The organism is Clostridium sp. Marseille-P2415 (genome assembly GCF_900155545.1).
GTDB lineage: Bacteria > Bacillota > Clostridia > Lachnospirales > Lachnospiraceae > Lacrimispora.
In genome coordinates this window covers 2,914,960-2,936,531 of record NZ_LT732526.1, presented here as the reverse complement: position 1 = coordinate 2,936,531, position 21,572 = coordinate 2,914,960, and the positions used below count along the sequence as shown (strand labels likewise).

General features: G+C 40.1%; 14 protein-coding genes. 11 read left to right on the top strand and 3 right to left on the bottom strand.

The window, feature by feature from the left end:
- The first annotated feature begins 8 nt into the window (after window positions 1–8).
- The 3 genes from BQ9856_RS18305 to BQ9856_RS18295 are packed head-to-tail and all read left to right on the top strand — an operon-like array spanning window position 9 to window position 4,627.
- A complete protein-coding gene (locus tag BQ9856_RS18305; RefSeq protein WP_077612307.1) occupies window positions 9–1,397 on the top strand; it encodes a hypothetical protein in 1,389 nt (462 codons plus the stop codon).
- Between the two features lie 12 nt (window positions 1,398–1,409).
- Window positions 1,410–3,674 carry a sodium:solute symporter gene (locus BQ9856_RS18300; RefSeq protein WP_077612306.1) on the top strand — a complete coding sequence of 755 codons (2,265 nt, stop codon included), beginning with the start codon at window positions 1,410–1,412 and terminating at the stop codon, window positions 3,672–3,674.
- Window positions 3,675–3,691: 17 nt separating this feature from the next.
- Window positions 3,692–4,627, top strand: a complete 936-nt coding sequence (locus BQ9856_RS18295; protein ID WP_077612305.1) for a glycosyltransferase family 2 protein — start codon at window positions 3,692–3,694, stop codon at window positions 4,625–4,627.
- Between the two features lie 87 nt (window positions 4,628–4,714).
- Here the strand turns inward: BQ9856_RS18295 and BQ9856_RS18290 are convergent, their stop codons facing one another.
- The 3 genes from BQ9856_RS18290 to BQ9856_RS18280 form a co-directional block, all read right to left on the bottom strand.
- Entirely contained in the window at window positions 4,715–6,514 is a 1,800-nt protein-coding gene (locus BQ9856_RS18290; protein ID WP_077612304.1) for a GH25 family lysozyme, read from the bottom strand.
- Window positions 6,515–6,658: 144 nt separating this feature from the next.
- Window positions 6,659–7,759, bottom strand: coding sequence for a cell wall-binding protein (locus BQ9856_RS18285; protein ID WP_077612303.1), 1,101 nt, complete (start codon window positions 7,757–7,759; stop codon window positions 6,659–6,661).
- Between the two features lie 116 nt (window positions 7,760–7,875).
- Window positions 7,876–9,705: a sugar phosphate nucleotidyltransferase gene (locus BQ9856_RS18280; protein ID WP_077612302.1), complete on the bottom strand. Its 1,830-nt coding sequence runs from the start codon at window positions 9,703–9,705 to the stop codon at window positions 7,876–7,878.
- A gap of 450 nt (window positions 9,706–10,155) precedes the next feature.
- Here BQ9856_RS18280 and BQ9856_RS18275 point away from each other — a divergent pair, with 450 nt between their 5' ends.
- The 8 genes from BQ9856_RS18275 (at window position 10,156) to BQ9856_RS18240 (ending at window position 21,572) form a co-directional block, all read left to right on the top strand.
- Entirely contained in the window at window positions 10,156–11,826 is a 1,671-nt protein-coding gene (locus BQ9856_RS18275) for a cell wall-binding protein (RefSeq protein WP_077612301.1), read from the top strand.
- A gap of 682 nt (window positions 11,827–12,508) precedes the next feature.
- Window positions 12,509–14,083, top strand: a complete 1,575-nt coding sequence (locus tag BQ9856_RS18270) for an O-antigen ligase family protein (protein WP_077612300.1) — start codon at window positions 12,509–12,511, stop codon at window positions 14,081–14,083.
- Between the two features lie 217 nt (window positions 14,084–14,300).
- On the top strand, window positions 14,301–15,656 hold the full coding sequence (locus BQ9856_RS18265; protein WP_077612299.1) for an exopolysaccharide biosynthesis polyprenyl glycosylphosphotransferase: 1,356 nt from the start codon (window positions 14,301–14,303) through the stop codon (window positions 15,654–15,656).
- A 4-nt stretch (window positions 15,657–15,660) separates the two neighbouring features.
- Complete coding sequence (locus tag BQ9856_RS18260; RefSeq protein ID WP_077612298.1) at window positions 15,661–16,644, top strand: glycosyltransferase family 2 protein; 984 nt, start codon at window positions 15,661–15,663, stop codon at window positions 16,642–16,644.
- Window positions 16,644–18,170, top strand: a complete 1,527-nt coding sequence (locus BQ9856_RS18255) for a glycosyltransferase family 2 protein (protein WP_077612297.1) — start codon at window positions 16,644–16,646, stop codon at window positions 18,168–18,170. The genes BQ9856_RS18260 and BQ9856_RS18255 overlap by 1 nt, the downstream gene beginning before the upstream one ends.
- 21 nt (window positions 18,171–18,191) lie before the next feature.
- Window positions 18,192–18,980 (top strand): ABC transporter permease, encoded by a 789-nt coding sequence (locus BQ9856_RS18250; RefSeq protein ID WP_077612296.1) that lies wholly within the window; start codon window positions 18,192–18,194, stop codon window positions 18,978–18,980.
- A gap of 22 nt (window positions 18,981–19,002) precedes the next feature.
- Window positions 19,003–19,746 carry an ABC transporter ATP-binding protein gene (locus tag BQ9856_RS18245; protein WP_077612295.1) on the top strand — a complete coding sequence of 248 codons (744 nt, stop codon included), beginning with the start codon at window positions 19,003–19,005 and terminating at the stop codon, window positions 19,744–19,746.
- A 17-nt stretch (window positions 19,747–19,763) separates the two neighbouring features.
- Window positions 19,764–21,572, top strand: coding sequence for a glycosyltransferase (locus BQ9856_RS18240; protein ID WP_077612294.1), 1,809 nt, complete (start codon window positions 19,764–19,766; stop codon window positions 21,570–21,572).

Below are 21,572 nucleotides of genomic sequence, written 5' to 3'. Positions count from 1 at the left end.
GTGAATGCATGAAGCGTAAGTATTTTTATTATTTGTTACCTCTTTTGGGGACGGTTTTCGGCCTCTGGTATATCTTTGCTGCTACCTGTGACGGGATATATTCGGATTATGTCCGCCTTGTTAACAGCTATCTGCCGGATGTATGGAATCCGGCCAGGTTTTTTGTTCCGGATATCCTTACCAGAATTCCGGTCAATTACCTGGGCAGGATCATCAATGTATCCCTTTTTGGGTATAATATCATGTTCGACCGGGTTCTGGGCGTTCTGGCCCTGGGACTTTCCGGTGCGGTACTGGGAGGATACTGTTACCGCCGGCGGATTTCCACCGGCTGGTTTGCTCTTATCCTGGTCGTGCTGTTCAGCCTCAATAAATGGGAAATGCTGACCAATGGAAGCGGCTGGGCCCATTTTTTATCCTTTGCATGTTTCTATTACCATTATGAGGTTCTGGACCGGGTTTGGAGCGGCCAGGAAAAAAGGCATGACCGCATAAAGCTCATGCTCCTTCCTTTTATCACGACACTGTTCATAGCAGGGCCATATTGCGCGATCTATTCGGTGACAGTGATTCTAGCCTGCGGCCTTTGCTTTTTGTTGAAGAGGCATGACAAAAAATCCGGTTACGGCCTTTATGGACTCTGCGCTCTGGTACCGCTCCTTCTTTATCTGTGGAGCAATTCCTATGCGGTGGAAGATCATGCCGCACCGGCGGAAGTATCCCTTTTCACCCAGTTAAAGGATACGCCCGGTTTTTTTGCGCGTTTTTTTGTAAAATCCTTCTCTTCCATGGTCATAGGCGGGGAACGGGCCGAAGAAATCTTTCACAGCAACGCACCGTTTCTGATCCTGGGCTTTCTGGTCATAGCGTTATACCTGCTTGCCCTGTGGTTTCACTGGCGTTACCGGCTGTATGAGGAAACAATCCTGCCTCTCATTCTTATCGTATCCGGTGGGCTGAATCATGTGCTCATTATGCTGTCCAGATGGATATTCCTACAGGAAAATTACGGTCTCAGTTCCAGGTATGCACTTCAGTTTCAGACCGGTATCCTGGGGATTCTGCTGACTTTTGCTTTATTATTAAAAAGGCAAAGAGAAAAAAACAGGTGTCTGGTGCGGATTGCGGCCGGGACAGCCTGTGTTTTGTTTCTCGTTGGAAACTGTTACACCACTTATATTGAAGTAAAAAAGATTCCCAACCGCAGAGATCTTTATGAAAAAAGGGCAGAATTGGCTCTGAATTTTGAGCAGTGTACGGACGAGGAACTGCGGGCAGGCTTTGAATACCGGCCCGGCAGGTCGGACAGCGGTGCTAAGGTACGGAGCGCCTTGGCCATTTTAAAAGAGAATGGATACAGCGTTTTCCGGAATGATTTTATGCGGGAAAAAAGATAGTTGGGGGTTTTTATGAATCGGTCACAAAAACATCGGTATGGGGTGCTGCTGTTCATGCTGCTCTCAGCAGCAGCGATCCTGTATTCTCTGGAGCAGATTCTTAATCAGGAAGCTTTTCAGTGGATCATGAATCAGAACGAATATAAAACCATGCTGGCAGAGACGGCGGAGCTGTTTGCTGCCTTCTGCTTATCCGGATTTTTGATTCCGGGGAACCGGCAGAAGCTTATGGCAGCAGTTCTGATCCTGTCCGTCTTTTTGTGGGCTCATACGACTTTTGTACCTGTGCTTGCTTCCGGCCTTTATCTGGCCTATATTCTGTTTTTGGGACGCTTCCTGAGGGTTTCTGTGTGGAGGCTTCCGGGAAAAGACGGTATGGCATCGGACTTCCTCACCGGCGGGGCCTTTCTCATGATTATTTTTTGTCTGATGTCCGCTGTGGGCATTGGATCCGTTCCCTGTTTAAATATTTTTGTTTTTATCAGTGCCGGAGCGCTGGTGTTCCTGGGAAGATCCTGTCTGAAAACAGACTGGGATAAGGAAAAAGCTGCTCCATATAACTGGAAGGAAATATTCTTTCTTGCATTTCTTATGACCATGCTGTGCATTCAGGCCGGAAGGATTAACATTGCAGTGGATTATGACAGTCTGTGGTATGGAGTCAGATCCCGCTATATTCTGGATAATGGCCACGGAATCTATGAGAATATGGGGACCATCGGAATCGTTTATACCTATTCCAAAGGCTTTGAGGTTTTGACGCTTCCCCTGTCTCAGCTTCCTTCCTATAGCTTTATCACCTCCGTTAACCTGTGGCTGGCAGGAGGAGTCCTTTATCTGGGATACAAGATCGGCCGGTTTTATATGAAACGGGAACAGGCGGTCTTTTTGGCGGCCATGCTCTCGGCGAATCCTGGGATTATGAATATGGCGGTTACTGCAAAAAGCGATATGATCACGCTGTTATTTCAGGAGATCATGGTATATTACCTGCTTTGCTACAGAAAGGCAGGGAGGCAGTCCTGGCGTTATCTGGGGTATGCAGTTTCCGCCTTTTTCATCAGCCTTACCTTAAAGCCGACGGCCCTGGTTTTTTCCACCGCTGTTTTTGGCATGGCCGTCTTATACCTGCTCGGAAAGCTTTATTTCCCGAAATTCTGGGCAGAAGGGCAAAACAGCGGAGTTTTGGCAGTTATGGCGGGGGCTGCTCTGGCCTTGGCAGGAATCTGGGCAAGAACACTGATCATAACGGGGCTTCCCCTTACATCGGTATTTTCCTCTCTGCTGACAAGGCTGGGATTTCATATGAAATATCCCTTTGTGGCCAATTCCATACCCAATTGCAGCTCAGGAAGCTCCCTAAAAGAACAGGCATGGCAGTTCGCAAACAGGCTTTATGGATTTTTCTTCTGCCCGGTTGGTGCAGACATGGATCATGTCATACTTGCCTGGGGAGGATTTATGCTGTTCTTTCTTCTCCTTTTGTGGATTGTAAGCCATTTTTGCGGCAAAAATGTGGACAGAGGGGAAAAGCATGAGCTCTCCGTGCTTTTAGGGCTCATCTATGTACCGTTTTTAATCGTAAATCTCATAAGTCTGGCTATGCTGACCCAGGTAGACGGGAATTATTTTATGCTTCTCTATGTGCTTACAACGGTCTATGTATTAAAGGCCGCGGCAGAAGCCGGAGAGAGGGCCGTATGGCGGGGAGCAGTAGGAGCCGGGGTCTGGGTGCTTCTTTTCTCTGTATTTTTCACGGCCATGGTAAATTGGAACTGGAGCCTTGGCTTTACCCCTGTATCATTCCGGCACAGGGGATATTATAACCATCAGGATGCAGCCAGACAGGACATGATTTCAAAGGGAAACGAAAAGATATGGAATCTTCTTGCCGCCGACCCGGAAACAAGGCTCATTGCCATCGGAGAACACCCGGGTGTACTGGCGTTCCCATGCAGTGTCCAGTCCTACGATGATATTACAGGGGTCTGGGGAAATGTGGCTCTGGTCAAGAAAATGGATTATTTCGTAGAATTCATGAATTATGCAAAAACCGATTATGTTTATGTACAGGCAGGCTATAGCGGAGAAAAGAACCGGTCTTATACCCTGATAAAAGATTTGATCGAATGGGGGAAGCTGGTCCCGGTCTGCTTTGAGGACGGAAATCTCCTGGCTGCAGTAGAAATAAACGGGGAGTACAGTGAAATGTCGGCCAGGGCATTGACAGAATTTGAACGATGTTATATAAAAAAGGAAGCAAATGAAAAGCAATAGCTTGAGGAGCATAAATTATGAGAAAAACACTATCGGTCGTTGTATCGTGCTACAACGAAGAGCTGGCTTTGGACCAGTTCTATCAGGAAACGGCCATTATTTTAAATAAGCTGCACTGGAATTATGAACTTATTTTTGTAAATGACGGAAGCCAGGATGGAACCATGAAGATCCTCACCCGTTTATCTGAAATGGATAAACAGGTAAAGGTCATCAGCTTTTCCAGGAATTTCGGCCATGAAGCCGCTATGATCGCAGGGCTTGATTACAGCAGCGGGGATGGAATCGTCTGCATGGATGCGGACCTTCAGCACCCACCGGAATATTTGCCAGAGATCATTAAGAAATTAGAGGATGGTAATGACGTCATAAATATGGTCCGCACCAAAAATGAGTCCGCAGGCTGGTTTAAAAATTTTGCCTCCTCTGCCTTTTATCATTTGATCAATGCACTTGCCGACGTGAAATTTGAGCCAAATGCTTCCGATTTTTTTGCTGTATCAAAGCGGGCATCAATCGTGCTTAAGGATAATTACAGGGAAAAGGTACGTTTCCTGCGCGGATATGTGCAAAATATCGGCTTTAACCGGACCACCATTGAATATGAGGCCAGAGTCAGGGTAGCAGGTGAAAGCAAATACAGCATTAAAAAGCTGGTGGCCTTTTCCCTAAATACTATCATGTGCTTTTCCAACCTCCCCTTAAAGCTTGGAATTTATGCCGGCTGCGGAGCCGGTCTTTTGGGAGTGCTGATGATGATCTATACCATATGGAGTTGGGCAAGAGTCGGGACGCCAAACGGATATGCCACCACCATTGTACTGATCTGTTTCATGTTTGCGGTTTTGTTCCTGATCGTGGGTATAATCGGCAATTACATTGCCATCCTGTTTGCAGAGCTAAAGGACAGGCCCATTTATATTGTGGGAGAAACGAAAAATTTTCCGGAATAAAAGAATGTATGGATGCAAAAAACCACCTTGGCTTTTCATTTTACATTTGAACAAAGCCTTAGGTGGTTTTTTCCATTTACTTATTACTTATTTGTGAATTCCAATTCCAGGGCCGATTTCTTTCGTCGGGTTGGTACCGGAATCAGTCGACGCAGTATCCGTTTGTGCAGTCTGACTTTCCGCCGTGTTCTGTCCATCCGTCTGTTCGGCTGTTGTTTCCGGAGTCAAAGTGCAGACGCCGTTTGCATCGGCGGTGTAGGAAACGCCTTCCAGGACAAACGTAGCAGATTCTGCCATTTTCCCGTCAGCCGGATTTAAATAATACTGTTGGCCGTTGACCTGCGTCATGCCGGTTGTCATGGCGCCGCTTCCGCCGAAGTAATACCAATTTCCATCGATCTGTCTCCAGCCAACGGTCATCTTACCGGAAGAAGTGCTTAAATAATACTTTGCTCCCCGGTCCTCCAGCCATCCGGACTGCATTTTTCCGTCCGTTCCAATGTAATACCAGTTCCCATCCGGGCTGACCCAGCCTGTCGACATGGCTCCATTGGGGTTAAAGAAATACCAATCGTTGTTAAGCTGCTTCCATCCGGTAGAAACTGCACCGCTTTCAGCCATATAATATTTGGAAGAACCATCGGTGTGCCATCCCGTTACCATAGAACCGTCGTTATTCAGATAATACCGTGTACCGTTGTTATCGAGCCATCCGGTAGCCATAACTCCGCTTTCCTGCAGGAAGTACCACTTGCCGTTTAAGTCCTTCCATCCGGTTGCCATCTGGCCGGAAGAAGGCTCCAGGTAGTAATACTGGTCGTTTAATTCCTGCCAGCCTGTTGCCATGGAACCATCGGAATTTAAATAATAACGTGCTCCGCTGTCAGAGAGCCAGCCGGTATTCATGGAGCCGCCGGCGTTAAAGAAGTACCATTTGTCAGAAAGCAGCTTCCAGCCGGTGTTCATCCGCCCCGTGGTTTCATCAAGATAATAGTGCCGCCCGTCCTTATCAAACCATCCGGTGGCAGGCTGCCCCTCTCCGTTCATATAGAACCATCCGGTACCATCGTTGATCCAGGTATCCTTCTGCATAGAATAATTTTGATAGTAATAAGTCCTTCCTCCAATGGTTCTCCAAATATTTCCCGGAAGCTTTGGAGTCAGATCCTTATAGAGAAAATCAATATCAACGTTTCCGCTTATGCCATCGATGGAGCCGGAGCTGGTGACCTGCCACATAATCGGGTTGGAATAACTGTGCTTTGCCTCATACCGGGCAACCCACACATCATATTTCATGTTGGATAAATCGATTTTGTTCGATAACCAGTAATCATTGGCGTAAACGATCGGGTAATATCCGGCATCCGCGATGCGCTCACAGAATGCATTGATAACCTTGCTTACTTCTGCGGGCGGGAGCGTTCCAAGGGTGGCACTGTCCTCTGCGTCAAAAGCAATGGGAAATGAGACCGGATAATCCTTTACCAGACTCAGGACAAAATCCGCTTCTTCCCTTGCCATTTCAGGAGTGGTGGCCAGTGAATAGATATAAGCCCCAACCTTGAGTCCGGCTTCTGATGCACTCTGAACATTGGTATGGAAATATGGATCCACCACGCCCTTAGACCTGGTACCCAACATGACGAAACTGACATCATCCGCAGCCACCGCCGTCCAGTCTACATTGCCCTGCCATCTGGAAACGTCGATTCCTCTGGCAATAACCTGTTGAATCACCGTACCATCTGCCAGCTGATAATGCCCATTTACCTTTTCATAACCCGCTGCCCAGGAATTCATGGCCGGGTAAAAACCGGCGCTCATTCCCATAAAAGCACATAATGCTGCTGCGGCAAAACGCCGGCTTCCTTTTTTGTGTCTCAATGCTTTAGCCTCCTTATCATTCAGGTATTTTTGAATACTGTGCGGAAAACGCTAACATGTTCATTTGGCTCGTTGCCCGCGTAAATAAAAGCGGGTATCCGCGCCGAGGTGCAGATACCCACACAGATACGAAGTATGAGGATATCAGCCAGGTCCGGAAGTAAGTCCCGGTGATAACTGATAAACTCCGTTGCTTGAAGAACTTCCTGAACCGCCCGGTGTGTCGTTTGCAGTGCTGCCCGGGGCTCCGCTTAACGTATTGCCGTCGGAGGAAGATCCGCCTGGTCCGCTGGAATCCGATCCAGTTGTGGTGGTTCCGCCCGGCGCGTTGACCGTACCGGTGGCAGTGCCTCCGGGAGTGGTTCCATTGTTTGTTCCGGAAGGTGAATTGGAAGCGCTCTCCTGATAAGCTCCGCTGGAACCAAAGGTATAGCTTTTTCCATCAATGGTAAGGGTCGTATTGGCCGCCATCTTACCGGTGGAAGGATCAAGATAGTAATAAACTCCGGAAAGCTGTACCCAGCCCGTCTGCATATGTCCGGAATCGTTGAAGTAATAATAAGAACCGTCGATCTGTTTCCAGCCATGAGCCATCTTTCCGCTGCTGGTATCCATGTAATACTTATTCGCCCCGTCGCTGAGCCAGCCGGTCATCATCCTGCCTAACACAGATTTTGAATCAGCATTCAAATAATAGTAGGCATTATCAACCTGTTTCCAACCGGTGACCATTTTACCGTCAGAGCCAAAATAAAACCAATCGCTTCCAATCTGCCCCCAGCCAATGATACATTTTCCGTTTTCCTTAAAATAATACCAGCCGCCATCCATCTCGCGCCAACCTGTGGACATGGAACCGTCGCCCTTCATATAATAATAGTCGTTCCCGATTTTCAGCCAGCCCTTTACGAGAACACCGGTGTTATCCATGAGGTAATAATACTTTCCTCCATCCTGGATCCACTTGGTAGCCATGGCTCCGTTGGAATGGAAATAATACCAGTTCCCGTTGATCTGTTTCCAGCCGGTTGCCATATGACCGGTGGAGAGATCAAGAAAATAAAAAGTTCCGTCTGAGGTCTTTACCCAGCCCTTATGTACCGAGCCGTCCTGGTCAACATACTTCCATTGGGAACCATCCGCAACCCATCCTGTCGCTCCCCAGGCCGTACCAGCCGGTATCAGAGCAGCGGTTCCTATAAGCCCCGCCATTAACAGTGCGGTCGCTTTCTTTCTATATCGCATGCCGTTCTCCTCCTCCTGTTCTAGCCTTTCCCTTTTTCACACATAAAGCCATTATAGCATAGTACCCATAAGAATGCATAAAATTTTTATTACGATTTAAAGACAAATTTCCAAAATTATCTTATATTCGCGATTTTACAGCATTTTTTGTAGTAGTTCTTCGCATAGCGATACATGATAATCGTGTATTCGCCAAATTCATCACCCAGTGATGCCTTGTATATTGCCCAGAGGCTCCACAGGAAACCGCCCAGAGCCATATAAGCATAAATTGTAAACCTCTCTTCCCCGGTAGGTTCCCGCTCTAAGTAAACTTCGATCAGGTGATCGGTTTCTTCCTTGCTGTAATAAGAGTAAATTGCACACATGGCAATATCAGCCAACGGGTCGCACATTCCGGCATACTCCCAGTCAATTAAGCGCACATCGCCGTTCGGCAGCATCAGGAAATTGTCCACGACCGTATCCAGATGAGAAAGAACCTTCTCATGTCCAAAGCTTTCCAGTTTATTAAGAAGTTCTGTCATATGACCGCGGACCTGGCTGTAATCTTCAAATAAAATATCACCATGAGACTTGCAGAGCTTTTCATAAAAGTCAATGCGTTCCTTAAAATCAAAGGTATGTCCGACCTTAAGACCGGATTTATGAAATCTGCGGACCACTGCCATACACTTCTCCATTTCCTCCTGGCTGCGTGGATCGGCATTGTGGGCGCCTTCGTAAAATTCTGCGATTTTATATCCGGTTTCTCCGTTAAAATAAATCACCTTCTCCGAGATATCAAACCCGGTCAAAGCATCATAAACTGCCTTTTCCTGCTTCCTGTTGATCAAAGCTTCTGTTCCGGGTCCCGGGATGCGGCAGATGTAATGGCGGTCCTTAACTTTAAACAGGAAGGATTTATTCGTCATGCCCGCCTTTAAACAGCGTATTTCCGTAATTTCAGATTCCTTTACGTGAAAAACCTTAGAAACCAGTTCCATTGCTTCATTATCAGAATGATGCTGATATTTAATATCAAAGCGGCGCAGCTCTTCCAGATTTTCAAATTCATATACTTCGTCTGCCGGTCTGCGGTTGATGAACATATCGATCTCCCGGCCGGCTTCCGGTACATCCGGAAGTCTCCCCGCAGCCTCCCCGGACAACATATCCATATAAACGTTTTCCCAATAGAACTGTTCTGTTCCCGGAAGCTTATAATAGCCTTCCAATACGGTCAGAAACTGCTCAGAAAAGGATTTTGAAAAAAATGCCGGTCCGTACATGACCCATTTGTCCCGGCCGCCTACGGATACATTCAGAATCCGGCCCTTTTTATTATAGTCCAGGCACCATTCCGAGGTTTCCCCTTCCATATAAGATGAGGAATACCAGGCGCCGCCTTCATAAGCGTGGTACATGTTATGTCTCATCCAGTTATCAGAAGAGAGGACATACATGTTCTTCCCGCGTAGAACCTCCCTGGCATGGTAAATGGTGGTCAGAGTATTTTTATGGGAATACTCCGGATTATATAGAAGCTTAACCTGATATTTATCCATAAGATATTCGAATTTTTCTTTTAAATAACCGACTACGATTGTGATATCAGTAATCCCGGCCTCATGCAGCTGCCGGATCTGTCGTTCAATCATGCGTTCTCCAAATACCTCCAAAAGTCCCTTGGGAGTTTCAAAGGTCAGGGGAACGAAGCGGGAACCGAAGCCTGCCGCGATGATCAAAGCACCGTCAACCTTATTTTGACTTAAAAGCATCCTCCCTGCTGGGAGCAGTTCATAGGAACAGTTGACCTTTCCTGTAGTTATCAGTTCTTTTTCCATGCATTCTTTTACCAGGTTATTGGCAGTTCCAAGAGAAACATTCAGCTCCTGGGACAACTCTCTCTGGGTGACAGCCGGATTCTCAAGGATAGAGCGGCAGATAATGACATTGCGGTCCATAGCGGTGTAACCTCCATATATTCAATGAAATAATGTTCAAAAGTAAAAAAATAAATCAACAATATGAACATTATAACATTGAAATGGTAAAAAGCAATACGGTATTTCCATATTTTATATAGAAGAAAAGGGTACTTTAAGGTTGAAAATCAATCTTATGTATGGATAAAAATACAATATTTGAGGAAAAAACCTATTCCGTAAAGATTATGTAAGAAAATGAACAGAGAAATGTTATAGCATTTTCCTAAAATTTGTATTATACTGTTCCATGTGATGGAGGAATTGATAGCTTCTGCCGGAAATGTAAATATTTTTTGCTTTTTGAAAAATATGCAAAAAAAGTAAAAAAAGTATTGATAATTTCCATTATAGGAAGTATAATTACCTCGTAATGCAATTAGGAATTTCAGAAAGTATTTCAAAAAGAAAAAGGAGAGTGCATTAATTATGAGAAAGCAGACCAAATTAGTTGCTGTATTATCCACAGCAGCACTGCTTGCAGTAGGCGCTTCCATGACCTCTTTCGCAGCAACAGGCTGGCAGGAAGAAAATGGTACATGGGTGTACTACGATAAGAGCGGCGACTTAGAAACCGAAAAGTGGGAGAAATCCGGTGACAACTGGTTCTACCTGAACGAAGACGGTGAGATGGCTACCGATGCTATCGTTGAATACAACGACAACTACTACTATGTAGACGAGAACGGCGCTATGGTAGCTAATAAGTGGGTTTCCGTTGAAAATGACGAATATGGTGATGGTGATGAGGACGAGGAACCGGTAAATCACTGGTATTACTTCGGATCCAATGGTAAGGCTTATAAGAGCTCTTCTACCAGCAACGCAGCTTCCTTCAAGACCGTAAACGGTAAGAAATACATCTTTGATGATGAAGGTAAGATGCTCTATGGTTGGATCAATTCCAATGGCGAGAGAGAGACCGGCGATGAAAAGTGGCAGGAAGGTGTTTACTACTGCGGCGATGAGAATGACGGCGCACAGGCTGTTGGTTGGGCTTATCTTGACATTATAGACAATAATTATGAGACAGACAACGAAGGTATGTCCAGCAGCAATGTCTTCGATGATGAGAACCAGACACGTTGGTTCTACTTCAAGGGCAACGGTAAGAAGATGGTTGACGAAAAGGGCAAGACCATCAATGGCAAGAAGTACAGCTTTGATGAATATGGCCGTATGAATGCAGAGTGGGTAGTTTATGATGCTTCACCAACTACAGCAACTGCTAGCCAGGGTACAGCAGACTATTCAAGCAATTGGAGATATTATGGAACACCAGAAGATGGTGCCAGAGTAACCAAGGGCTGGTTTAAAGTTGTTCCGGATGAGAATCTGTATGAAGATAAGTACAATGATGATGAAGATTATTGGTACTATTCCGACAAGGATGGTAAGTTAGTAGCTTCTGAAATCAAGTCTATCAATGGTAAGAAGTATGCATTCGACTCTTATGGTAGAATGAAAGACGGTCTGAAGTTCATCAAGTTCGAAGACGGAAGCACAACTAAGATTGAAGAAATCTTAGCTGATGATACCCGCGATGATGCTAAGTTTGATACAGAAGATAACTTCAAAGAAAGCGCTAATAAGTTGTTAAGTGAGGGATATTACTGCTACTACTTCGGTAATGGCGATGATGGCTCAATGAAGACCAACAAGCAGAGCGTTGAAGTCGATGGAGAATCTTTCAACTTCTTATTCAACAAGTCCGGCAGCTATAAGGGTGCTGGTAAGTCTGGCGTAGATAACAGCAAGTATTACATGGCTGGTATGCTTATGAAGGCTGATAAGGATGATAAGTATGCAGTTCTGAAAATTGACGAAAGTGGTGCTACACCAACATATGAACTTTTAACAACTGATAAGTTCATTGATGAACCTGATGCATATGTAAAAGAAGAAGCTGTTCCAGATAAGAAAGATTGGGAAGAGTATTATGTAGTTGATAATGCTGCTGCTGCAGCTAATAAGATTACCTATAAGCTGATCAATACTTCTGGTAGTGTACAGAAGAGCAAATCCAAAGCTAAAGATGGTAATGATCGTTGCTACAATCAGACTGGCGAGAAGATTAACTATATCTTCGTAGAAGATTAATCATATTTTTTGATGTGAAATTCTAATTGCTTTGAAACCGGTGATAAGGAGTCTTATCACCGGTTTTTACAATGTGTTTAATCTTTTTCATTATCAATCATTGGAGTGGGATTCTCTAGTATCCTGCTCCATTACTATATTTAAAGCTAATTTTACATTGAATGGTATGACCTTCGGCTACGTGAAGAAAGCAAATCCAAGATGGTTTTTATTCTAGTGAGAACCTGCTAAAGATGTTTATTTGGCAATAATGCCCCCGATTGGACAGGCTACCAGTACCCATGATCGATATGCCTGGAATTTGCATTATTATAAGTAAAGATTAAGAGTGAAAAAACAACTCCACCCTAAAATAGCTATTTACATATCCTTCATCAGTTTTTCAAGCTTATGCAGATTATGTAACAGTCTCTCGCCTGAAGGCCCCATATTATAATGATTATGTTTTGGTACTTTGATTTTACAATAGGAACTTAGTGCGATATGTCTGAAAGTTCATTTTGAAGATATTCAGGATATCTAATTTCCAGTTGTTATATTGAATATTTTTAATTGCTTATGTGATCTTTTAGATAAAATAATGTTTCCATTCACAAAGAAGAATAAAAACCTGGAAAAAGTTGCAGTCTGAGATATAAGGTGTTATACTAAGACAAAACATTTGGAATGAAAGGAATTATATATGTCAACTAATTCTTATAAAAATGTGGAAAGAACAGATGAAAAGCGAGATTTATTATCAATACTCCTTGGAATATATGTAATATCCATTGGCGTAGGTCTTCCGCTTGCTGTTAGGGATCGCTATTTTGATATTCTACTCTTTAAATACTATTATTTTTGCTTTTGCACAATATTAATGGTGGTATTGCTGGTAGGATATTCCTTCACTATAGGGTTTAAACGTACGGCATTATATTTGAAAAATTTTACTTTAAAAGCCTTTTTAAAAAATTTAAAGGTACAAGACTATTTTGTATTGATTTATTTATTCATAGCTATAATATCGACTGTCACATCGGATTATCTTTATGAATCATTTTGGGGTAATGAGGGAAGATATACAGGACTTTTTTTGATTACCCAGTATGTTGTAGCCTATTTTTGTATAAGCAGATTCTGGAATTATAAACGCTGGTATATTGATTTGATATTAGCAACTGGAATATTTGTATGCCTATTTGGGATTACAGACTATTTTAATTTGGATATTTTTCGTTTCAAGGTTGCTATGATTGCTGAACAAAGGCCAATTTTCACCTCCACTCTTGGCAATATAAATACTTACACCGCTTATGTTGGGTTAATCACTGCTATTGCTACAGTTCTTTTTACGACAGAAGAACGGTTTAAATATAAAATTTGGTATTTTGCTTGCATGGTAATCAGCTTTTTTGCTATTATTATGGGAGTTAGCGATAACGCTTATCTTTCCTTAGCTGCATTATTTGGTTTTTTACCTTTGTATTTATTCAAGAGTAAAAAAGGCATTCAAAGATATCTCATTCTACTGGCAACGTTTTTTACTGTTACTCAATGCATTGAATGGATTAATACTTGTTTTGGAGATAAAGTTCTTGGCATAAATAGTGCATTCAATCTGGTGATTGGATTTGGCGGTTTACACTTTTTAGTAATTACCATGTGGGCTGTTGTTCTGTTTTTATATATTATAGGCTATAAAAGAAAAGCGGGAGTGAAAGAGTACGGCAATACGTTCAGATATGTATGGTTGGGGATGATTGGATTAGTTTTAATTGCTATTCTATATGTCTTTTTTGATTGTAATGTTGCAGGCAATGTTGAAAAATACGGGAACTTAAGTAATTATATCCTTTTCAATGATGAGTGGGGAACTCATCGAGGATATATCTGGAGAAATACTATGGAATGCTATTTAAAACTATCTACGTGGAAGAAAATAATCGGATTTGGGCCTGAAACCTTCGGCATTTTGGTGATGAGAAAAACTGCTAACAATCCCTATCATGAATTATTTGACAGTGCACATAATGAATATTTGCATACCTTGGTGACTGTCGGCATAGCAGGCTTGACTGCATATCTGATTTTTATATTTTCTTATATAAAAAAATGTTTTAGCTATAAAAAGAAAGATCCATATATCATAGCAATCGCTTTTGGCGTTATTTGTTACAGTGTCCAGGCCTTTGTAAATCTCAATCTCCCTATTACTACACCTATACTTTGGCTTTTATTGGGAATAGGATCTGCAAGATCAATAGAAGAACAATAAATGTAAAATAATTGCAAACTCCAAAAACTGATGAATTCTGCCTAAATTCACCAGCTTTTGGAGTTTTTTAATAGAAAGGTAAAATATTCATAAAATCTTAAATAATAACAGCGCTTTTTGTCATGGAGAAGATTGTACTAAGCGGAGAAAATATGGTATACTAATAAGGCCTTAGGCGGATTACAACAAGATTAATAGAGATAAAGGTGCATTTTAAATGAAAGTTGATCAGAAATATAAACGGCTCATTAAAATAATATTCACTTTTGGGATCACGTCAATGCTGATTGCGCTGTATGGCTGGACGTGGATTTACCATTATAATAGGATTATTGAGTTTCCGTTTTTTAGAAGAGGAAACTGGATGATGATTTTCCTCTATGGTGTTCTTCTTGTCCTTTTTATGAGTACATACGGTGGATTTAAGGTTGGATATCTAAAAAAAGGGAATCTAATATATTCCCAGATTCTGGCCGTAATATTTACTAATATTTTTACATACTTGCAAATTGCAGTTTTGGACAAGCACTTTTTAGGCCCTTTGCAGTTGATTAAGATGACAGTGTTGGATTTTCTGGTCATTATATGCTGGACTCTGGTGTACCAGTGGATTTATGGTAAGATGTTTCCTCCGAGAAAGATGCTTTTGGTATCCGGAAAAAGATCAGACTATCATCTTATGGAAAAGATCAATTCAAGAGAGGATAAATACGAAATATGTCAGATCATTAACATTGAACAGGGTATTCCTTTATTGATGCAGGAAATATTAAAATATGATGGTGTTATAGTGGGGGATATTTCTTCCCATGAGAGAAATCTGATATTAAAATATTGCTTTGCAAATTCCATTCGTACCTACAATGTTCCCAAGATATCAGACATTCTGTTAAAGAGTTCGGTAGAGTTGAATCTTTTTGATTCACCGCTTCTGTTGTCCAGAAATGAAGGGTTAACCATTGAACAGGAGTTTTTGAAACGACTGGTCGATATAGTCGGGGCTTTGATCGGATTAGTGGTGTCAAGTCCCCTTTTCCTTGTCATAGGTATTTGCATTAAGCTGACGGATCAAGGTCCAATTTTCTTTAAACAGACCAGACTAACAAAGAATGATAAAATATTTGAAATTTATAAGTTCCGTACCATGGTTCAGGAAGCGGAAGAGGATGGAGTAGCGCGTTTGGCATCGGAAGGGGATTCCAGAATTTTGCCGATCGGGCATCTTCTTAGGAGAACGAGGCTGGATGAACTTCCACAGTTGTTTAATATACTGATGGGAGATATGACCTTTGTAGGCCCTCGTCCTGAGAGACCAGAACTGGCGGAAGAAATTCTAAAGGAAATTCCGGAATTTTCATATCGAACCAAGGTCAAGGCAGGTTTAACTGGATATGCACAAATTTATGGAAAATACAATACAACATCATACGATAAGCTGAAGTTGGATTTGACCTATATAAGGAACTATTCACTACTTCTTGATTTAAAGCTGATATTTATGACTCCTAAGATTATGTTTATGAAAGAGGCTACAGAAGGGGTATTGCCGGATTCAGAAAATAAAAGGAAATAATAAAATGAAAACTTTGACAGTTATTGTGCCAACTTATAATGTAGAAAAATATCTAAATCAATGTCTGAATTCTTTTGTGGTCCCAGAAATTATGGGAGAATTAGAAGTTTTAATCATTAATGATGGATCAACTGATTCCAGTCCGCAAATTGGTCAAAAGTATGTAAATAACTATCCCCAGACTTTCCGGATGATCACAAAGGAGAATGGTGGTCACGGTTCTACAATCAATAAAGGGATTGAAGAAGCAGCTGGTAAATATTTTAAGGTGGTAGACGGCGATGACTGGGTTCTGGCAGAAGGGCTTAAAAGCCTGATGGCTCTATTAAAGTCTATAGAGGCTGATCTCGTACTGAACAATTATTACTGGGTGAATGATTCAACAGGAAGGAAAAGCAAAGAGGTTGATCAGATATGTCCGGGAATAAAATATGGTCAAGAGGTTTCATTTAACAGTATATCGGATAAAATATTCTTTAAAATGCACGCTATTACATATCGTACAGAAATCCTTAGAAAAATTCCTGAAAAAATTGATGAACATTGTTATTATGTAGATATGGAATACATGACATTTCCGCTTCCTTATATTAATTCTGTAGCTGCTATACCAGATTATGTATATATGTACCGGATTGGACAGCCGACACAAAGTGTGAGCATTGAAAATATGAGGAAACGATGCGCGCAGCATGAAAAGGTTTTAGGTCATTTGCTTCAATATTTTGAAGCTTGCAGGAATGAAGAGTGTAGGTACTGTATGGCTGGAATAGTTGGTAGAGTGGTTACCAGCCAGTATAAGATTTATTTAAGCTTCGGGTTGGATCATAAAAGAAAATTAATCAGAATGGAAAAAGATTTACGAAACAAATATCCGGAAATTTACGGGGTAGTTAAAAACCCAGCAATACTGATTATGAGGAAGAGCAGCTATTGCCTTTACGGTTTGATATCTAGACTGGTAAATTATAAACATGGAGGTAGCTGATGAGATTACAATCAATAATATTCCCCTCTCTAGAAGGTCTTGATGCAAAAGAATTGTACGCCAAGTTTAATGAGAAGGTTCAAATTTTGAATTATAATAAAGCTCGGGTTGACAGTGGTGGAGTTCTTGATACTGGAACTTATTTTAATAGTATTTCAATTAGAAAGTGGAGAGAATATACAAAGATTAAACAAATTAAATTAGAAGGAAAAATAAAAGGACATTATTGTCTGGAAGTTTTCGAAAGAGCTTTTTTCAAAGATAATGTACAAGATCAATGTATATTTAGTTGCGAACAGAATGCTGAGGACGAAATATCTCTTGATGTGGCACTGACTCCACAGCATTTGAATAGTATGTGCTACGTAAAAATAAGGTCAATTTCAGATGTTGAAGTGGAAGACCTGCATTATTCTGGAGAAGAAACGTGTGATTATAGTATAAAGATTGCTATGATCGTATGCACTTATAAAAGAGAAGAGTTTATTAAACGGAATATAGACCAGATTAGAAAAAGAATTTTACAGAATGGTGAAGCGCTTTTAAGAAAACATTTAGATATAATCGTAGTAGATAATGGACAAACATTAAATGATGGTTTTGAAGACATTCTTTTAATTAAAAATCGTAATACGGGTGGAACAGGGGGATTTACCAGAGGGATTATTGAAGCACTCCACCAGAAAGAAGAGAAGGCATATACGCATATTCTTTTAATGGATGATGATGTTGATATAGAACCTGAAGCATTTGAAAGAATGTATTCTATGCTATGCCTGCTAAAAGATAATTATAGAAAGTCTTTTATAGGCGGCGCAATGTTGAGACGTGATGAGCCATGTGTGCAAGAAGAAGCCGGTGCTGCTTGGGATGGAATCTTACACCCACAGGGCAAGGGCTATGATTTAAAAAAAGCAGAAAATATTTTAAAAAACGATGAAATTTATCCTGTAGATTATAATGCATGGTGGTATTGCTGTATGCCATTGTCAGAGATAGGATTGAATAATTTACCTCTTCCGTTTTTTATACATTGTGACGACATGGAGTATGGTCTACGTAATGCTAGAAATTGGATTCTTCTTAATGGAATTTGTGTATGGCATGAAATTGCTGCTGTTAGAAAAAATATTATAAGGGATTATTATGATGTTAGGAACTTTATGGTTTTAAATATTCTTTATAATAAAAAAGGATATTCAAGGTGGCGGTTGACTAAAGCACTTATCCGTCGACTGGCAGCTGGATTAATTATGCCAAGATTAAGTTTTCCAATGCGGGTTAATGCAATGAAGGATTTTTTTAGAGGGGTTGAATGGTGGGAAAAACAGGAAATTGATATTCTTCACCAGAAAGTGAATTCTGAAAAAGAAAAGGCTTCTGTTAGAGATATTATTAATGTGTGTGTAACAGTACTGCTTTTCCCTGTATTCTATGATAAATACCATAATAATTATCATAAATATTGGCGGTTATTAACTACTGAAAAATATTGGAATAAATATGAAACGCCTCCAAATGTATAAAAATGAGGAAAGGTAAGAAAAATGAAGCCATTTATAGAACATTTTAATGTATTCTATTCATATCGTTTTTTGCTTCAGCAATTAGTGGAAAAAGATATTAAACTGAAATATAGACGTAGCTTTTTGGGCTATATCTGGAGCATATTGAATCCTTTGATGATCATGATGATCATGGTGATTGTGTTTTCGAATATGTTCCGTTTTGAAATAGAAAATTATCCAGTTTATCTTATTATTGGTCAGACAATGTTTAACTTTGTTAATGAATCTACAACCTTATCCATTAATTCTATAATGGATAACGCGCCGTTATTAAAGAAAACATATGTGCCAAAATATATTTTTACTATATCCAAAGTAACAAGTTCATTGGTGAATCTATTGTTTGCTCTGGGAGCGATGTTGCTTGTATTTTTAGTATGTAAAGTCCAGTTTAATATATATTTTCTGTTTATTCCTCTGATTTTGCTTCAAATATATGTATTCAGCCTTGGACTTGGTTTGTTTTTAGCTCAGGCAGCTGTTTTTTTTCGTGATGTTCAGCATATATATGGTGCAGTTATTACAGCTTGGATGTATTTAACTCCTATATTTTACCCTATTACGGCCTTACCTGAAAAAATTTATAAATTAGTAGTAACCTTCAATCCAATGTATTTTTATATATCACAATTCAGGACAATTGTTATGGAAGGGAAGATGCCTTCTCAGGCATTAATCTTGCCGGGAGTATCAATTTCTTTAATAGTCTTAATTATTGGAATTTGGGCATTTAGTAAAACTCAGGATAAGTTTATATTATATATCTGATTGGAAAGTTTAGAGGGTTTCTATGGAAAAAAAAGATTATGTAATAGAAGTATCAGATGCTACAGTTCGTTTTAATATGGCCTCAGAGCAGATTGATAATTTAAAAGAATATTTTATTAAGATGGTTAGAGGGCAGTTAATGTTCCAAGAGTTTCTGGCTTTGCAAAGTATTGATTTTAATGTGAGGAGAGGGGAAGCTTGGGGGATTATCGGTACGAATGGTTCTGGAAAATCTACTTTATTAAAATTGATTTGTGGTATTTTAAAGCCCTATAAGGGGAGTGTGAATATCAATGGTACAATTGCACCTTTGATAGAATTAGGTGCCGGATTTGATGGGAATTTAACTGCTAAAGAAAATATTTTTTTAAATGGTACTTTACTTGGCCATAGTAAGCGATATATGCAGGAACATTTTGATGAGATTGTTGATTTTGCAGAATTAAAGGATTTCTTAGATATGCCTATTAAAAATTACTCCTCAGGTATGGCGGCTCGTCTGGGCTTTTCCATAGCTACTATGGTGTCACCTGATATTTTGATTGTTGATGAAGTGCTCTCTGTAGGAGATTATGCTTTTCAACAGAAATGTGAGAGAAGAATGCAGGAAATGTTGAATGGAGGAACTACATTGCTATATGTATCGCATTCCATTGAATCAGTTAGAAATCTTTGTAATCATGCGTTATGGCTTAGAAAGGGACATTCAGTAATGTGCGGAGATGCAGAGACTGTTTGTGATTCCTACATGAAATCTTTGCAATAGGAGGAGAATAAATAAAGATGAAAAAAGAATTGCAGAAAATATTGTTACCGAAAGATGAAGTTTATAAGGAACAATGGGAGCTTTTTTATCATAATAATAAGTTTATGATTGATAATGATATTGATGCTTTGAGGATTCCGGCCTTTCATGAAGTAGATTTTACCTCTTATTTAAATGGCTGTTCTTATGGAAAATGGAAGAAGTATACTAATGTAGGAACAATATCCTTAAATCTAAAAGTTTCTGGAGATTTTGAGTTAGTACTGGTTGGATATCATTTGGAGTTAGGAGAGGTTGAAAAAAAAATATTTGGAACTACAAGATATAAGGTTGATAAAAAAACTGATATTGTGATTCCATACCCAGACAACAAAGAACAGATTGTGGGTTTTGAGATAAGGACCTACAGTGATTGTGAAATATATGGTGGCTCTTATGTAGGAGATTGTGAAGAGTCAGATGTTAAGAAGGTAGTACTTTCCTTAGCTACAACCACATGTTTTAAAGAAGAATTTATAAAAAGTAATGTAGAACTTATTAAGAAAGAGTTACTACTTGAAGATAGTGAAGTCAGAGAAAACTTATATATTCAGGTGGTTGATAATGGGAGAACATTAAATAAAGAAGATATAGAGGGCTATCACGTAAAGCTGTATCCTAATAAAAATTCTGGCGGATCAGGTGGATTCTCCAGAGGAATGATAGAATCTTTACGTCAGGATCCTCAGGCAACACATGTTTTGTTAATGGATGATGATGTTTTAATGATCCCAGAGAGCATTAGAAGAACGTATATCTTGTTAACGTTGTTAAGAGATGAGTTTAAAGATAGCTTTATAAGTGGAGCTATGCTGTTTTATGAGAGAAAAAATATTCAGCATGAAGATATTGGAACTTTAACAAAAAATTGTAATTTTGTTTCATTAAAAGGCAGGTGTTTTCATGAAAAACTGCAAGAAAATTTAAGAAATGAGTCTGAATTTACAAATACCAGTAATGAATATGCAGGCTGGTGGTATTGCTGCATACCGAGCTCACAGATAAAGAAAAATGGATTATCTTTACCAATATTTATAAGATGCGATGATATGGAATATTCACTAAGATGTAAAGCTCATATATTAACAATGAATGGAATATGTGTTTGGCATATGGGATTTACGAATAAATATAATGCTGCATTTGACAGATATCAGCAGTGTAGGAATTTGTTAATCGGAAAGGCAGTTAATTCGATATCAAATGTTAATGTTTTTGATTTTGTTCATAAATCTTATCGTACAGAACTAATGCGATTTAATTATGATGCCGCAGAATTAGTAATAAAGGCATTGGAAGATTATATGAAGGGACCAGAATTTTTGATTAGTAGTGATGGGGAAGATATTGTTAATAAAAATCGAAAGTTTAATGAAATACTTATATCGTTAAAAGAGTTTAGCAATATAGAGGTAGATTTAAATGCAATATATTATGATCCGCCGCGTACCTTTTTAAAAAAATGGATATTTAGATTAACATATAATGGTCAACGCTTTATTCCTGTAAGCTGGCTGAATCAGGAACCGGTAGCTATAGCATTTGATCATGTTTATCAGCCTGCTAAAATGGCATTACATAGGAATTTATTGGCGGTAAATCCATTTACAAAGCAGGCAGCTATCCGTATTTTGGACAAGCAAAGATATAAAAATTTACAAAGACGCTGGAGAAAAAATGTACGTTTGTATAAGAAGAACAACGGAATAATTGAGGAAGAATATGCAGCTAAACGTGCTTATATTACTTCTGTAGAATTCTGGAAGAAGTATTTAGGTATATTGTAA

Bases quoted from the DNA above. Each gene is read 5' to 3' on its own strand.
- BQ9856_RS18305 (WP_077612307.1), top strand. From the start codon at position 9: ATGAAGCGTAAGTATTTTTATTATTTGTTACCTCTTTTGGGGACGGTT.
- BQ9856_RS18300 (WP_077612306.1), top strand. From the start codon at position 1,410: ATGAATCGGTCACAAAAACATCGGTATGGGGTGCTGCTGTTCATGCTG.
- BQ9856_RS18295 (WP_077612305.1), top strand. From the start codon at position 3,692: ATGAGAAAAACACTATCGGTCGTTGTATCGTGCTACAACGAAGAGCTG.
- BQ9856_RS18285 (WP_077612303.1), bottom strand. From the start codon at position 7,759: ATGCGATATAGAAAGAAAGCGACCGCACTGTTAATGGCGGGGCTTATA.
- BQ9856_RS18280 (WP_077612302.1), bottom strand. From the start codon at position 9,705: ATGGACCGCAATGTCATTATCTGCCGCTCTATCCTTGAGAATCCGGCT.
- BQ9856_RS18275 (WP_077612301.1), top strand. From the start codon at position 10,156: ATGAGAAAGCAGACCAAATTAGTTGCTGTATTATCCACAGCAGCACTG.
- BQ9856_RS18270 (WP_077612300.1), top strand. From the start codon at position 12,509: ATGTCAACTAATTCTTATAAAAATGTGGAAAGAACAGATGAAAAGCGA.
- BQ9856_RS18265 (WP_077612299.1), top strand. From the start codon at position 14,301: ATGAAAGTTGATCAGAAATATAAACGGCTCATTAAAATAATATTCACT.
- BQ9856_RS18260 (WP_077612298.1), top strand. From the start codon at position 15,661: ATGAAAACTTTGACAGTTATTGTGCCAACTTATAATGTAGAAAAATAT.
- BQ9856_RS18255 (WP_077612297.1), top strand. From the start codon at position 16,644: ATGAGATTACAATCAATAATATTCCCCTCTCTAGAAGGTCTTGATGCA.
- BQ9856_RS18250 (WP_077612296.1), top strand. From the start codon at position 18,192: ATGAAGCCATTTATAGAACATTTTAATGTATTCTATTCATATCGTTTT.
- BQ9856_RS18245 (WP_077612295.1), top strand. From the start codon at position 19,003: ATGGAAAAAAAAGATTATGTAATAGAAGTATCAGATGCTACAGTTCGT.
- BQ9856_RS18240 (WP_077612294.1), top strand. From the start codon at position 19,764: ATGAAAAAAGAATTGCAGAAAATATTGTTACCGAAAGATGAAGTTTAT.